Source organism: Pseudomonas citronellolis (genome assembly GCF_900112375.1).
In the GTDB taxonomy this organism is placed as follows: Bacteria; Pseudomonadota; Gammaproteobacteria; order Pseudomonadales; family Pseudomonadaceae; genus Pseudomonas; species Pseudomonas citronellolis.
Map to the genome: position 1 here is coordinate 1 of NZ_FOLS01000033.1, position 14,491 is coordinate 14,491.

Annotated in this window: 14 protein-coding genes and 1 pseudogene; 2 read left to right on the forward strand and 13 right to left on the reverse strand. The window is 67.1% G+C overall.

What is annotated here, in order from left to right; all coding sequences use genetic code 11:
- A pseudogene (locus tag BM060_RS25775) lies at positions 1-349 on the forward strand (IS4 family transposase); the annotation flags it as partial.
- 27 nt (positions 350-376) lie between these two features.
- Here BM060_RS25775 and BM060_RS25780 read toward each other — a convergent pair.
- The 12 genes from BM060_RS25780 to BM060_RS25835 form a co-directional block, all read right to left on the reverse strand.
- Positions 377-1,645: an acetyl-CoA hydrolase/transferase family protein gene (locus tag BM060_RS25780; RefSeq protein ID WP_074984395.1), complete on the reverse strand. Its 1,269-nt coding sequence runs from the start codon at positions 1,643-1,645 to the stop codon at positions 377-379.
- Between the two features lie 66 nt (positions 1,646-1,711).
- Entirely contained in the window at positions 1,712-1,990 is a 279-nt protein-coding gene (catC, locus tag BM060_RS25785) for a muconolactone Delta-isomerase (protein ID WP_074984398.1), read from the reverse strand.
- Positions 1,991-2,006: 16 nt separating this feature from the next.
- The gene (locus BM060_RS25790; RefSeq protein ID WP_074984401.1) at positions 2,007-3,347 is read right to left on the reverse strand and encodes an MFS transporter; all 1,341 of its coding nucleotides are present in this window, start codon (positions 3,345-3,347) and stop codon (positions 2,007-2,009) included.
- A gap of 171 nt (positions 3,348-3,518) precedes the next feature.
- The gene (locus BM060_RS25795) at positions 3,519-4,406 is read right to left on the reverse strand and encodes an acyl-CoA thioesterase (RefSeq protein ID WP_074984404.1); all 888 of its coding nucleotides are present in this window, start codon (positions 4,404-4,406) and stop codon (positions 3,519-3,521) included.
- Between the two features lie 10 nt (positions 4,407-4,416).
- On the reverse strand, positions 4,417-5,121 hold the full coding sequence (locus tag BM060_RS25800; protein ID WP_074984407.1) for a 3-oxoacid CoA-transferase subunit B: 705 nt from the start codon (positions 5,119-5,121) through the stop codon (positions 4,417-4,419).
- A 2-nt stretch (positions 5,122-5,123) separates the two neighbouring features.
- Positions 5,124-5,813, reverse strand: coding sequence for a 3-oxoacid CoA-transferase subunit A (locus tag BM060_RS25805; protein ID WP_074984409.1), 690 nt, complete (start codon positions 5,811-5,813; stop codon positions 5,124-5,126).
- A 184-nt stretch (positions 5,814-5,997) separates the two neighbouring features.
- Positions 5,998-6,699: an SDR family oxidoreductase gene (locus BM060_RS25810; RefSeq protein WP_074984411.1), complete on the reverse strand. Its 702-nt coding sequence runs from the start codon at positions 6,697-6,699 to the stop codon at positions 5,998-6,000.
- A gap of 12 nt (positions 6,700-6,711) precedes the next feature.
- Positions 6,712-7,764, reverse strand: coding sequence for a cyclase family protein (locus tag BM060_RS25815; RefSeq protein ID WP_074984413.1), 1,053 nt, complete (start codon positions 7,762-7,764; stop codon positions 6,712-6,714).
- 124 nt (positions 7,765-7,888) lie between these two features.
- Entirely contained in the window at positions 7,889-8,791 is a 903-nt protein-coding gene (locus BM060_RS25820) for a LysR family transcriptional regulator (protein WP_074984416.1), read from the reverse strand.
- Positions 8,792-8,918: 127 nt separating this feature from the next.
- Complete coding sequence (locus BM060_RS25825; protein WP_074984419.1) at positions 8,919-9,809, reverse strand: MBL fold metallo-hydrolase; 891 nt, start codon at positions 9,807-9,809, stop codon at positions 8,919-8,921.
- A 45-nt stretch (positions 9,810-9,854) separates the two neighbouring features.
- Complete coding sequence (locus tag BM060_RS25830; RefSeq protein WP_074984422.1) at positions 9,855-10,724, reverse strand: alpha/beta fold hydrolase; 870 nt, start codon at positions 10,722-10,724, stop codon at positions 9,855-9,857.
- An 8-nt stretch (positions 10,725-10,732) separates the two neighbouring features.
- Positions 10,733-11,929 carry an acetyl-CoA C-acetyltransferase gene (locus tag BM060_RS25835; RefSeq protein WP_074984424.1) on the reverse strand — a complete coding sequence of 399 codons (1,197 nt, stop codon included), beginning with the start codon at positions 11,927-11,929 and terminating at the stop codon, positions 10,733-10,735.
- Positions 11,930-12,200: 271 nt separating this feature from the next.
- Between BM060_RS25835 and BM060_RS25840 the strand changes: the two genes are divergently transcribed.
- Positions 12,201-13,439, forward strand: coding sequence for an OprD family porin (locus tag BM060_RS25840; protein ID WP_074984426.1), 1,239 nt, complete (start codon positions 12,201-12,203; stop codon positions 13,437-13,439).
- 233 nt (positions 13,440-13,672) lie between these two features.
- Here the strand turns inward: BM060_RS25840 and BM060_RS25845 are convergent, their stop codons facing one another.
- Entirely contained in the window at positions 13,673-14,482 is an 810-nt protein-coding gene (locus BM060_RS25845) for an HpcH/HpaI aldolase/citrate lyase family protein (RefSeq protein ID WP_074984428.1), read from the reverse strand.
- Between the last annotated feature and the right edge of the window lie 9 nt (positions 14,483-14,491).

Consider the following 14,491-nt stretch of genomic DNA (forward strand, 5'->3'; position numbering starts at 1 on the left):
CGCGATGGCTATCAAGGAACTCTGGATTTACCTGCTGGCACACAACCTGATTCGCCTGATCATGGCGCAATCGGCCTCGATGGCTGACTGCCTACCCCGTGAATTGAGCTTCAAGCACAGCCTCCAGCTATGGCTGGCGTGGCGGCAATTCGACGATGATCCTGACGGAGGTACGACTCTTCGCGGCCTGCTGGTTCTGGTCGCGCAACAGCGTGTCGGCAATCGCTCCGGGCGAGTTGAACCCAGAGCCCTCAAGCGAAGGCCAAAGCCCTACCCATTACTGACTTGCACACGTCAATCTGCTCGGGCAGCGATCAAGAAACACGGTCATCCGAAAAGGGTTAAGTAAGTGCCATTCGGGACGGATCTATTTTCTCTACTCTAAATCTGCCGGTTTTGCCCGCAGCTGCGCCTCCAGCGCCGCGCGGTGTTGCGGATGGGTGACTTCCAGCAGGCATTCCACTCTCTGTCGCAAGGATTTGCCGCGTAGATCAGCGACGCCGTATTCAGTGATGATCAGCCCTGCGTCGCTGCGTGGAATGGTGGCGGGGCCATTGAGCCTGGCGACGATGCGGCTGTTGGCGCCGGCGGTGGAGGGCAGGGCGATGATCGGCAGTCCGCCTCTGGAGCGCTGGGCGCCGCGCAGGAAGTCCAGCGCGCCGCCCACCGCGCCGACGTAGCTGCCGGCGGCGATTTCCGAGTTGACCTGGCCGGTCAGATCCACTTCTACCGCGGAGTTGATCGCCACGAAACGGTCCAGGCTGGCGAGCACGTCCGGGTCGTGGGTGTATGTGGTGGAGCGCAGTTGGATGGCGGGGTTGTCATGGGCGAAGTCGTGGATCACCCGGCTGCCCAGCAGCACGCCACCGATGCTGACGCCACGGTCGCGATTTTTGCGGGCGTTGGTGATGACGCCGGCCTGCATCAGCTGCGCGACGCCATCGCCAAGGCTGCCCGAATGCACGCCAAGGTCACGGTGGCCGCGCAGGGCACCGAGCACGGCGTCGGGGATGGCGCCGATGCCCATCTGCAGGGTGGCGCCGTCATCGATCAGCCCGGCGATATGCGCGGCGATACGGGCGTCCGCTTCGCGGATGCGCGCCGGGGGATTCTCCAGCGGCGGCCGGTCGGTGTGCAGGATGGCGTCGAGGTCCGCATCGCCCAGGGTGCGTTCGCCGAAGGTACGCGGCGCCTGCCGGTTCACCTCGGCAATGACCACCCGCGCATGGTCCAGCGCTGGCAGCAGGTACTCGTGGGCGATGCCCAGGCTGTAGCGGCCATGGCTGTCGGCGGGCGCCAGTTGCAGCATCAGCACGTCGATGCGCAGGGCTCCGCTGGCGATCAGACCGGGCAGCTGTGAATAGTGGCAAGGCAGGATGTCGAGTACCCCGGCGTTGCCCAGTTCGCGGTTGGCGCCGGCGCCGCAGTAGGCGAGGAAATCGACCACGTCGGCATGTTCGGGGCGGCAGGTCCGGCTGCTGGCGATGCCGAGCATGACGCGGAAGCGGCCGATGCGTGCGCGTTGCTCCATCAGGGCTTGGGTCAGCGGCAGGGGTTCGGCGTTGGCCTGGCCCCAGAGTACGGTATCGCCGGGGCGGATCAGCTCACTGAGGTCGAGCGCGTCCGCTTGCAGCAGCATTGGCATGGCGTGGCCGCATCCTGAAAGTGGTGTGAGGAAGGCGCGGCGGCCCGGGCGGGCCGCCGGCCGAGGTCAGGCGATGGAGGAAGGGTGCCTGGCCAAAGGGGTGACCTGCAGGGTCATGAAGGGAAACAGCGGCAGGCTGGAAAGCAGCGCATGCAGCTCGTCGTTGCTCTCGACATCGAACACGCTGATGTTCGAGTACTGGCCGACGACCCGCCACAGGTGCGGCCATTTTCCCGATTGCTGGATTTCGATGGCGCGGGCCTTCTCGGCAGCCTTGATCGCCTCGACTTCTTCGGCCGGGATGTCGCGGGGAATGTTCACGTCCATTCTTACGCAGTACAGCATGGTGATTCCTCGGTTTTCAGGGTTTGCTCTGGGACAGCTGGGCACCGCTCGAAGGTTGCGGCCCGGTGTCGTCGTTCATGGCCTTGGCGTCGACATCCTGCAGGCGTACGCCGCGGGTTTCCGGGAGCAGCAGCACGGCGGTGACGGAGAGGGCATAGGCCACCAGGCAGAAGGTGCCGATGGACTGGGCCAGGCCGATCTGCTCGGAGAGCACGCCGACGCCGGCGATGGAGAGCGCGCCCAGGGACTTGCCCAGGTTGTAGGAGAACCCCATGCAGGTGGTGCGCACGTGGGTGGGGAAGAGTTCGCTGAGGAACGGGCCGAGCACTGCGAAGATGCCGGTGGCGAAAGCGCCCACCGGGAAGGCCATGGCCATCAGCAGCGTCGTGCTCATCGGCACCAGCATATAGACCACGGTGAAGATCCATGCGCCCACGCTGAACAGCAGCAGTGCCGGGCGGCGGCCGTAGCGGTCGGCCAGCCAGGCGGTGACCACGAAGCCGGCGAAGGCGCCCGCGCACATGATCAGCATGGTGAAGATCACCGGGCCGGGCTTGAGGCCGCGCACCGAGACCATCAGGGTCGGCAGCCAGGCCATGATGGTATAGGCCGCTGCCTGCAGGCCGGTGACCAGTACCGCGCCGAGCAGGGTCAGGCGGATCACGTTGGGACGGAAGGCGGAGAGCATCGAGGCCCTTTCTTCGACCTTGGCGGTGGCCTGCTTGTAGATCTCCGGGTCCTTGACGTGCCGGCGTATGAACAGCACGAAGCCGGCCGGGATCACGCCGACCCAGAAGGCTGCGCGCCAGGCCATCTCCTGGGGCAGCCAGGCGAGCAGGGCGGTCATGATCACCGCTGCCGCCGCCCAGCCCAGGGCAAACCCGCTCTGCACGAAGCCCAGCGCCTTGCCGCGGTGTTCCGGGCGGATGACCTCGGCCATCAGTGCCGCGCCGACTGCCCATTCGCCGCCGAAGCCCAGGCCTTGCAGGGTGCGAATCACCAGCATCTGCTCGTAGCTCTGGGTGAAGCCGGCGATGAAACCGAACAGGGTGAACCAGCAGATGGTGAAGATGAGGATGCGTACGCGGCCGTAGCGATCGCTGAGGATGCCGGCGATCCAGCCACCGAAGGAGGCCGAGAGCAGCGCGGCGGTACCGAGGACGCCGGCCTCGCCCTTGGAGATCTGCCAGACCGCCATCAGCGCCGGCAGCAGGAAGCTGAACATCTGGGCGTCGTAGGTATCCAGCGCCCAGCCGGAGAAGCAGGCCCAGAAGGTCTTGCGCTCCTGCCGGGAGCCGGATTTGTACCAGTCGAACATGGTGATTACCGTCCTTATTGTTATTGGGTGTCGGCTCATGGCTCGGAGCCACGACTTCATTGTTGGGGAGTGCCTGTCGTTGCGAGCAGATCGCCAGGTGGAGCCGGCAGGGGCGCGCCGAGGCGTCAGTTCGTGGTACGAGCATGCGGCAGATTGCTGCGTGCGCCCATTTGCCTTTGCGAAAGCCTGCCTTTCGGCCGTGCTAAGCGATCAGTCGGTCCTCGGCGAAATCAGCAGGTCCTGGGCCATGCTGGCGATCAGGCGGCCGTCGCGGCAGTAGATGTGCACCAGTGCCAGGCCGCGCCCGGCCAGGCTGCGGGTGGCCTGGCTGACGAACAGCAGCCAGTCGTCGCAGGCCGGTTCGGGCGTGTGGAACCAGAGCGTGTGGTTGAGGTTGGCGACATAGTGGTGTTGCCACAGTTCGTGCATGCCCAACGGTGGCGCCAGGGCGCCGTTGAACCAGCAGTCGGACAGGTACGCCAGCGCCGCGTGGTGCAGACAGCCCTCGGCGGTCAACGGCTGCAGCAGGCGCACCCAGTAGGCGATCTCGTTCCGTGGCGGTGAACCGGCGAAGCAGGCCTCCGGGTTCACCGGGCGGATGTCCAGTAACGGTTGCCCGGTGAAGCGTACCTGCAGCGCCTCGCCCTGGCCGGGGTAGCGTTCGGCCAGTTCGCGCAGATCGGGCAGGCTCTCCGCTGGCGGGACCTCGCGATCCAGGCGCGGTACAGGTTCGAGCGTTTCTCCAGGGTTCTGGAAGGTCGCATGGGCGCTGAGCACCAGCGAGGTGCCCTGCACGCCATAGATGTGCCGGCTGGAAAAGCGCCGGCCGTCCTGCAACGCCTCGACCTTGTATTCCAGAGCCCCCTCGGGACGGGCACCTTGCAGGAAGGTGGCCTGCAGGGTACTGGGCACGCGCTGCGGGGTTGTCTGCGCGGCGGCCCAGAGGGCCTGGCCGAGTAGCTGCCCGGCGTAGACGCGGCCATTGGCGTTGCTGTCGTTGACGGTGCTGCGGAAGGTGTCCTGCGGGCCGTCTTCCAGGCTCAGCAGTTCCGTCAGGTCGCCCTGGTCCCAGGGCTGGGCACGGTCGAAGGTGGCCACGCTGCCGTCCTCAGGCCGAACTGCCCAGGGCGCGTTCGGCGCTCGGGCTCAGGGCTCTCGCGGGGTGGCTGGCGAGAGTGGAGAAATCCAGCGGGATCGGCGTGACCTCCTGCAATGCCTGGGCCGTGGTCTCGCCCACCAGCTCGATGACCTGCACGCCGTTGGCGGTTATATCCAGGGTGGCGAGGTCGGTGTAGACGCGGCTGACGCAGCCGATCCCGGTGAGCGGGTAGGTGCAGCGTTGGATCAACTTGCATTCGCCGTTCTTGGCCAGGTGCTCCATCATCACGAAGATGCGCTTGGCGCCGATGGCCAGGTCCATGGCGCCGCCGACGGCGGGGATCGCATCCGGCGAGCCGGTGTGCCAGTTGGCCAGGTCGCCGTTGGCGGCGACCTGGAAGGCGCCCAGCACGCAGATGTCCAGGTGGCCGCCGCGCATCATGCCGAAGGAGTCGGCGTGGTGGAAGAACGCTGCGCCCGGCGCCAGGCAGATCGGCTCCTTGCCGGCGTTGATCATGTCCCAGTCTTCCTCGCCCGGCCTGGCGCCGGTCCAGCGGCCGAGCACGCCGTTCTCGCTGTGCAGGAAGATGTCCTTGTCCGCCGGCAGGTGGTTGGCCACCAGGGTCGGCAAACCGATGCCCAGGTTGACGTATGCGCCTTCGGGGATGTCGCGGGCCACGCGGGCGGCCATGGCGTTGCGGGTCTGTTTGTCCATGCTCAACCTGCCTGACTGTGGGCGATGGCGCGGGTGCGCTGCACGATGCGTTTGACGAAGATGCCTGGGGTGACCACCTGCTCCGGGTCGATCTCGCCCAGGGCGCAGATGCGGCCCACCGAGGCGATGGTGTGGCGCGCGGCCATGGCCATCACCGGGCTGAAGTTGCGCGCGGTCTTGCGGTACACCAGGTTGCCCCAGCGGTCGCCGATCTCGGCGTTGATCAGCGCGTAGTCGACGTGGATCGGGGTTTCGAACACGTAGTGGCGGCCGTCGATCAGGCGGGTTTCCTTGCCTTCGGCGAGCAGGGTGCCGTAGCCGGTGGGGGTGAAGAACCCGCCGATGCCGCAGCCGGCGGCGCGCAGGCGCTCGGCGAGGTTGCCCTGGGGGACGATCTCCAGCTCGATCCTGCCGGCACGGTACAGTTCCTCGAACACGTGGGAACCGACCATGCGCGGGTAGGAGCAGAGAATACGGCGCACGCGGCCGGCCTTGAGCAGGGCGGCCAGGCCGGTATCGCCCTGGCCGGCGTTGTTGCTCACCAGGGTGAGGTCGCGCGCGCCCTGGGCGATCAGCGCATCGATCAGGTCCTCGGGCATCCCGGCGCCGCCGAAGCCGCCCACGGCGATGATCGCGCCGTCGGGAATCTCGGCCAGCGCCTGGGCGGCACTGGGGCAAAGCTTGTCGATCATGACTGCGGGTCCTTTTTCGTTTTCATCGCAGGCGGATGCGGCCTTTTCCGGCCTTCATCGCGCCTGGAAACCAGCTTGCCAGCGCGCCCTGGGGGTCACAATTTCAGTCTGCGGAAGGGGTGTTTAACCGCGGATTAACAAGCTGCTGGCCTGCTGATGAGGCGGGCCAGCAGGGTGAGGCAGGTCAGACGGCGGCTACACCGACGGTCATGCCACCGCACACGTAGAGCACCTGGCCGGTGACGAAGCCGGCGCGCGCATCGAGGAAGAACGAGGCCGCCTGGGCGATGTCGTCCGGCACGCCCAGGCGCTTGACCGGCACGCTGTCGATGATCGCCCGGGTGCGGGGGCTATCCGGCGGATTGGCGCGCTCGAACAGCTCGGTACGGATGGGGCCGGGGCCGATGGCATTGGCGGTGATGCCATGCCGGCCCAGCTCCAGCGCCCAGACGCGGGTCATGCCCAGCAAACCGGCCTTGGTGGCCGCGTAGGCGCTGCGCAGCTCCTTGCCCAGCGCGGCGCGCGAGGACATGTTGAGGATGCGCCCGAAGCCGGCGTCCTTCATGCCCGGCAGCAGCGCCTGCATGCATTGCAGCGAGCAGCGCACATTCAGCGCCCAGACCCGCTGCAGTTCTTCGAGGCTTTGCTCGTCTGCGGGGTTGGGGCAGACCATGCCGACGTTGTTCACCAGGCGGGTGATCGGGCCAGCGGCCAGGGCCTGTTCCAGGGCGGAGGCAGTGGCGGCGGGGTCGGTGAGGTCGGCGATCAGGCCGTCGCCGATTCGGTCGATGATCACCGGTTCGAATCCGTCCTCGCGGCAGCGTTGGGCGATGGCCGCGCCGATACCGGAGGCGCCTCCGGTAATGAGCACGCGTTCTCTGGGCATGATGGAACTCCGTCAGACTGTGGCGATGGGGTTGAGCGGGGCGCCCACGGCGCCGGGCAGGCGCAGCGGCGGGGCGGTAAGCAGGAAGCGGTTGCGGCCGTTGGCGCGCAGCCAGTTGGCCAGCGGCGTGAGGTGCCAGAGCTCGCCCAGGTGCACCCCAAGCTTGAACAGGCAGTGGTGGTGCAGCGGCATCACCGAGCAACAATCACCGGCATGGCCGGCGGGGAAGACTTCCACCGAGTAGTTGTCGGCGGCGATGGCCACCAGGTTGCTGTCGGTGATCCAGTTCAGCAGCCGCGAATCGTGGCCGTCGAGCACGGCGGCCAGCCGATCCAGTTCCGCTGGGTCGGGGTTGCGGTTCATCCCCAGTAGGGCTTCGGCGTAACCGGTATGCAGGCAGACGATGTCGCCGGCCTCGACTTCCACCTTGTCGGCGTCCATCACCCGCATCAGCTCGTCGTAGCCGATGTGCGTGCGTTCGAGGCCGAAGTGGTGGTGCAGGTCGATCAGCACGCCGCGGCCCTGCACGCAGGTCTCGGCCATGCGCTCGATGCCCAGCGCGTGGGCGCAGGAGGTGCTGTGGGGTTTGATCGGCCCGGCGATGCCGCAGTCCTGGAGGTTGCTGGGGCCTTCGACGTCGCCGCCGGCGCTGAAGCCGTTGTAGTACAGCGGTTCGGGCACACCGTCGTCATCGGCGTCGAACAGCGCGCCGACGTGGGAGAGCGCGTCCCATTGCGTGGAGTACTGCAGGTGGAGGATCGCCAGGTCGTCGCTGAGCACGTCGGGGCGGCCTTCCTGGATCCACTGGTACTGGTAATTCATGTTGACCCCGCCCTTGCGCAGCAGCGGGCGCAGGATCGGCGGCAGGCGGTTGACGTTCATCGCGTTGCCGCCCGGGTAGTCCAGCGGCAGGCTGAGGCAGAAGGCTAGCCCCTCGCGCACTTCGGCGATGCCCTGCAGCACCTTCTGCGGCGTCAGCAGGTTCAGCCGGCCCCTCTGGTCGTCGGGGCCGAAGTCGCCCCAGTTGGAGCCCTCGGGGCGTTTCTTCCAGCGTTTTTCGGCCATGGGTGGTCCTTGTCATTGTTGGTTGCGGAGCGCCCTGGAACGTGGCGCGTCCTTGTGCAACAAGGCTCCCAGACTCGTTTGGGGTGGACAATTGGCCTCTTCGAAAGGGGGGCTTAACCTGGGGTTAAGCCGCGCGGTAGCAGTCGATCAGGCTGTCGGCGAAGTCGCGGGCGAAGGCCGAGAGGCCGTCGAAATCCTGGGCGCAGAGCTGGAAGGTGCGCACCGCCCAGGGGTCGAGCAGCTTGCACGAGCCGATTCTCTGGCTGCCCTTGAGCCGCTCGAAGCCGGCCTGGGGCACGATGGCGATGCCGGCGCCGGCCTCGACCATGCGGAAGATGGCATCGGAGCTGGCGACCTGCACGCGGATGGTCAAGGGGATGTGCAGCGCCGCCGCCGCGCGGCTGAGGAAGACGTGGATGGCGCTGCCTTCGAGCAGGGAGACGAAGGCGTATTGCAGGGCCTGCTTGAAATGCACTTCGCCACCTTCGAGGATCGGGTGGCCTTCGGGGGCGATGACCATCAACCGGCTGCTCACCAGCGGCACGCTCTGCAGGCCGTCGGTGACCACGCTGCCGGAGACGATGCCCAGGTCCGCGCTGCCATCGCGGATGCAGCGCACGATGTCGTCGCTCAGGCGCTCGCGCATATCGATGTGCACGTCGGGGTGGGTCTTGAGGTATTCGCCCACCACCGGCGGCAGGTATTCGGTAATGGCCGTGGTGTTGGCCAGCAGGCGCAACTGGCCCTTGAGGCCTTCGGCGTACTGCTGCAGGTCGCCGGTGAGCATCTCCAGCTGGGAAAGGATGATGCGCGCATGCTGCAGGTAGGTCTTGCCCGCGTTGGTCAGGGTCACGCCCTGGGGCGAACGCTCCAGCAGACGCATGCCGAGGTTGTCCTCGAGATTCTTGATGCGGTTGCTGGTGGCCGGCACGGAGAGGAAGGAACGCTCCGCGCCGCGGGTGAGGCTGCTGGTTTCCGCGATGTTGATGAACAGCCGGAAATCCGTGATATCGAAATGCATCGCCATGGTCAGGTACTTCTTGCCAAGTGGTATGCCACGGTACTGGCTGGTGAATGGCCTGCATAGACGGTGTTCGTCGCTCCGGCGCCGCCATGTACGGCCCGCGCCGCATGGGGCGGCGCAGGCAACGGGCTCACCAGTGGGCCGCCTCGAAGCGGAAGCCCTCGCCCTGGCGGCGGATGAAGCCGCAATGGGGCTCGCCGAAGTGCACCGGCAGGATCAGCGCGCCGGAGTCGGCGGCCTCGTTGAGGAAGGCCAGGCGCGTCTGCCGGGCGGTGTCTTCCCAGATGCAGTAGCCGGAACTGATATCCGGACGGACGATCTGCACCGGGCTGTGCAGGATGTCGCCGCAGAAGATGCCTTCCTCGTTGCCGGAGCGTACCTTGAAGATCACCTGGCCGGGGCTGTGGCCGGGCGCTGCCTGCACCTGCAGGCAGTCGGCGATTTCCTCGCCGGGCACCATCATCCGCGCAAGGCCGGCATCGACGATGGGCATCACGCTGTCGAAGAAGGATTCGCCGAACACGTCGATGACGCCGCCTTCCTTGTTCTTGCCCTGGTGGCAGAAGTCGAAGTCGTCCTTGGGGAAGTGGTAGGTGGCGTTGGGGAAGGTCGGTTCCCAGCGCCCGTCCTTCCAGGTGGTGTTCCAGCCCACGTGGTCGGCGTGCAGGTGGGTGATGACGACGTGGGTCACTTTCTCCGGTGGCGCGCCGGCGGCAATCATCCATTCGCGCACCAGGCCGTTGAGCATGTTCATCCGCGCGATGCCCGGGCGCGGCTTGAAGTTGCCGACGCCGGTATCGATCACCACGATCTCGCTGCCCACGTGCACGATCCAGAACTGGATGGTGACGATCAGCTTGTTCATGTGCGGAATCCAGTGGTTCGGCGCCATCAGCTCGCGGTGTTCTTCCAGCACCTGGCTGTCCATCTGTGGGAAGAGGAACGCCGGGTCGTGGGTGGGGCCTGCGTATTCGAGTATGCGGGTGACCTTGATGTCACCGATCTTGCGCGACTGCATCATGGGGCGTGGTTCCTCATTGTCGTTGTTCTGCTATCACGGTGTGCTTCAGGCGGCATGGCCACTGGCGCCGACGCGGTGCTGCGGGTGCTCGATGAACGCCCGGTAGAGCGTCGAGCCGGACAACCCGGCGCATACATAACCGCGCACCAGCGTGGCGACCAGCCGGGGGCTCTGCAGCGGCATGAAATGCCCGGAGGCTACCTGCAAAGGCTCGATCTGTGCAGCGAATCGGGCCAGGCGGTCGATTTCCGCCGGGGGCCGTAGGGCGTCGTATTCGCCGGCCACCAGCAGGGTGCGTTGCGGAAGGCGGGGCAGGTCGCTTTCCAGTTCCAGGCCGGCAAGCATGGCGAAGGTCGCGGCGAAGCCCTGGGGATCGGCGGCACGCCAGCGCAGGCGAAAGGCGTCGAAGCGCCCGGCATCGGTGCGCAGCGGGACAGGCCAGGTTTTTTCCAGCAGCGCCGGCACCAGTTCACCCAGGCCTTCTTCACGCAGCGCGGCAGCGTGCTGGCGGGTGGCATCGCGAGCCGAAGCGGCGACCCCGCAGGCCGGCGCCAGGCCGATCAGTTGCTGGCAGCGCCCGGGATAGCGGGCGGCGAAACGGATGGCGATGGCTGCGCCGACAGCGACGCCCATCAGCGCGACGGGGGTATCGATCCGCAGCGCGTCGAGCAGGGCTGCCAGGTCGGCCACGTGATCGTCGATGGCCAACTCGCCGGGAAATTTTTCCGACAGCCCGGCGCAGCGGGTGTCGTAGCGCAGCAGCGTGAGTTCGCCGGCCAGGGTGGCGCAGAGGTCGTCCCAGCTTTCCAGGCTGCCGCCCATCTCGTGGATGAGTACCAGCACCGGCGTGTCGGGGCGTTCGGCCGGCAGCAACTGGTAGCGCAGGGCGGCCTGGTTGACTTCGATCCAGTTCATGGCGGCCCTCACACCCGCTCGAACAGCGCGGCCATGCCCTGGCCGCCGCCGATGCACAGGGTTTCCAGTCCGTAGCGTGCGCCGCGGCGCTGCATCTCGTGGAGCAGGGTGGTCATGATGCGTACGCCGGTGGCGCCGATCGGGTGGCCCAGGGAGATGCCCGAACCGTTGACGTTGACCCGTTCGTCATGCTCCAGGCCCCAGGCCTTGAGCACGGCCAGCGCCTGGGCGGCGAAGGCTTCGTTGACCTCGATCAGGTCCATCTCGGCCAGCGTGCGCCGGGTGCGTTGCAGCAGCTTCTCCACCGCCGGCACCGGGCCGATGCCCATGCGCGCGGGGTCGCAGCCGGCCGCCGCCCAGTCCACCAGGCGCGCCAGCGGCTTGAGGTTGTGGCGTCGGGCGTAGTCCGGGGAGACCACCAGGCAGGCCGCCGCAGCATCATTCTGCTGGCTGGAGTTGCCCGCCGTGCACACGCCGTCAGGCAGCAGCACGCGCAGGCCGGCCATGCTTTCCAGGCTGGCGTCCTCGCGGATGCCTTCGTCCATCGATACGGTGGTTCGACTGCCACGCCTTCCGGGTACGTCGACCGCTATCACTTCTTCGGCGAAGCGTCCGTCACGCCACGCGGCGGCGGCATTGCGGTGGCTGCGCACGGCGAAGCGGTCGGCTTCCTCGCGGCTGATGCCGTAGTCGCGGGCCAGGTTTTCGGCCGTCTCGGGCATGCCGGAGATGTAGCCGAAGCGCTCGTGCGGCTGCGAGCGCTCGCGGCCACGCTCCAGGCGGTCGTGGAACTTCACGCTGCCGGCGCGGGCGCCCCAGCGCATGTCGGTGCTGTAGTACTCGATGTTGCTCATGCTCTCCACGCCCACCACCAGCACCGCCTGGGCGTGGCCGGTCTGCACGTGCATCGCCGCGTCGGCCAGCGCCTGCAGGCCGGAGCCGCAGCGGCGGTCGAGGGTATAGCCGGGCACTTCCAGCGGCAGGCCGGCGGCCAGCGCGGCATAGCGGCCCATGCAGGGCGCCTCGCTGGAGGCATAGGACTGCGAGACGATCACCTCGTCCAGCGTCGCCGGGGGAATGTCCAGGCGCTGCAGCAGGGCCTGGATGATGCCGGCGGCGAGCTGGTCGGCGGTCAGCGGGGCGAGGGCGCCGCCGAACTTGCCGATGGGGGTGCGCAATGGCGAAACGATCAGTGCGTCGTTCATGGACTCGACCTTGTGCGGGAAATGCCGGGCAGCATGGGCAAGGTGGGATGGCCTGGGCAATTTCGCATCGTGAAAGCCTGCCTTCGCCGTTGCTTAACCCGCAGCGCCCGCGGGGGTTCGGCCGCGATCTTTGCCTGGGCGAAACGGCTCCTTAAGCAAAACCCAATACCCCTATCCGTTCCCGCGTTTGCATCCTTCAGCGCACCCGGCGCTCCTTCCGGGCCCTTTGCACCGCTTCAAGAAAACAACAACAACCAACACGGATACCTCCATGCAGAATCCTTCTCTGGCCCGGCTCTGCGGCCTGCTCGCGCTGCCGCCGGCCCTGGCGCTCCCGGCGCTGGCCCATGCCGATTTCATCAAGGACAGCAGCGTCAACCTCAGCCTGCGCAACATCTACTTCAACCGCGACTTCCGCCAGGACAACGCGCCGCAATCCAAGCGCGAGGAGTGGGCCCAGGGCTTCATGTTCAGCGCCAAGTCGGGCTACACCGAAGGCACCGTCGGCGTGGGGCTGGAGCTGTACAGCGCGCTGGGCCTGAAGCTCGATTCCTCCGACGCCCGCGCCGGCACCGGCCTGTTGCCCAACCGCTTCGGTGATTCCGGCCCTGGCAGCTACAGCGACCTCTCGGGCGTGGCGAAGATGAAGATCGCCAAGACCGAGCTGAAGGTCGGCGGCTTCACCCCCAAGACGCCGGTGCTGCTCTCCAGCGATGCGCGCCTGCTGCCGCCGATCTACAACGGCGCCACGCTGACCTCCAGCGACATCGACAACCTGACCCTGGACCTGGGCCGTTTCGACAAGGTCAACTTCCGCAACTCCAGTGGCAACCACGACGAGATCATCGCCGGCAACTACAACGTCGGTGGTGATCACTTCGACTACTTCGGCGCTACCTATGCCTTCTCGCCAACGGTCAACCTCGCGTACTGGCGTGCCGAGCTGCAGGATGTCTACGAGCAGAACTACCTGGGCTTCCAGGGCAGCCGCAAGGTGGGCGACTGGGTACTGAGCGCCAACCTGGGCTACTTCGATTCCTCGGAGAACGGCGCTGCCCGTGGCGGCGACATCGACAACGGCCTGACCACCGCGATGCTCTCGGCCAACTTCGGCGCGCAGACCTTCCGCGTCGGCTACCAGGACAACAGCGGCGACAGTCCCTTCCCGTACCTGCAGGATGCCGACACCTACGGTGCCAACGTGGTGCAGATCCTCGATTTCACCCGCGCGCAGGAAACCTCCTGGCAGGTGCGCCATGACCTGGACTTCAGCGCCTTCGGCATCCCCGGCCTGACCATGATCAACCGCTACATCCGTGGCGACGGCTATGAGATCGGCGGCAAGGCCGGCAAGGAATGGGAGCGCAACCTGGACATCACCTATGTGATGCAGAGTGGCCCGCTGAAGAACTTCGGCGTGCGCTGGCGCAATGCGACAGTGCGCTCCGATGGCGCCGGCGAGCTGGACGAGAATCGCCTGATCCTCTCTTACACGCTGTCGCTGAAATGAGTCGCGGGGCCGCCTTCCACAAGAAGGCGGTCACCCGATCCACCGGGCTTGCCCGGTGCGCCCGGACGGCGAGCCACCCCTTGCCGATACCGGAATCCCGACCCTGAGGTAAACGCACGCTCGGTCTCCACGATGGACCGGGCGTTCGCGTTTGCGCTGCCTGAATTCCGTAGCGTGGCGGCGGCGCAAAAAAAAGCCGGCCACGAGGGCCGGCGCAAGCGAGGTCGGTGCTGTCAGTCGTGCAGCGCGAGCAGGCGCCGGGCGCGTTCGATCACCGGCGCATCGACCATCTGCCCGTCCAGCTGGAAGGCGCCATTGCCCCGGGTAGCGCTGACGATCTTCCGTGCCCAGTCCAGTTGCTCGCGGGTCGGCGCCAGCGCCTGGTGCACGCCGATCACCTGGCGCGGATGGATGCACAGCATGCCGGCGAACCCGGCATCTCGGGCTTCGCGGGCGAAGCGGGCAAGGCCCTCGAGGTCGGCGATCTCGGGGAACACGGTGTCCAGCGGCGCGGCGAGGCCGGCCAGGCGGGTGTGCAGCAACAGTGCGTAGCGCACCTGGTCGAGCAGACGCGTTGCGACCGCGGTGCCGGCGCTGATGCCCAGGTCCAGGCACAGGTCGAGACCGCCGAAGGTCAGGCGCTGCACGCCGGCGACCCGTGCCATTTCCGGCAATGCCTGCAGGCCCGTGGCGCTCTCGACGATGGGCAGTACCGGCTTGCCGACCGTGGCGGCATTGACCACCTGCTCGACGCTTTCCGCCTTGGGAAGCAGCAGGCCGACCACGCCACGATGACGGCACAGGTCGAGGTCCGCATCGTGTTCCCGGTGCCCGGCCATGTTCACCCGCACCCAGACGCCGGCGTCGGGGCTGGCGTCGAGGAAAGCGCGCAGATGTTCGCGCGCCTGGGCCTTGGCGGACGCCTGCACGGCATCCTCCAGGTCGACGATCACGGCATCGGCGCCGCTGGCCAGGGCCTTGGCGAAGCGCTCCGGGCGATCTCCCGGCACGAACAGCGCGCTGCGCAGCTTGTCCAGTTGCATGTGGCCTCC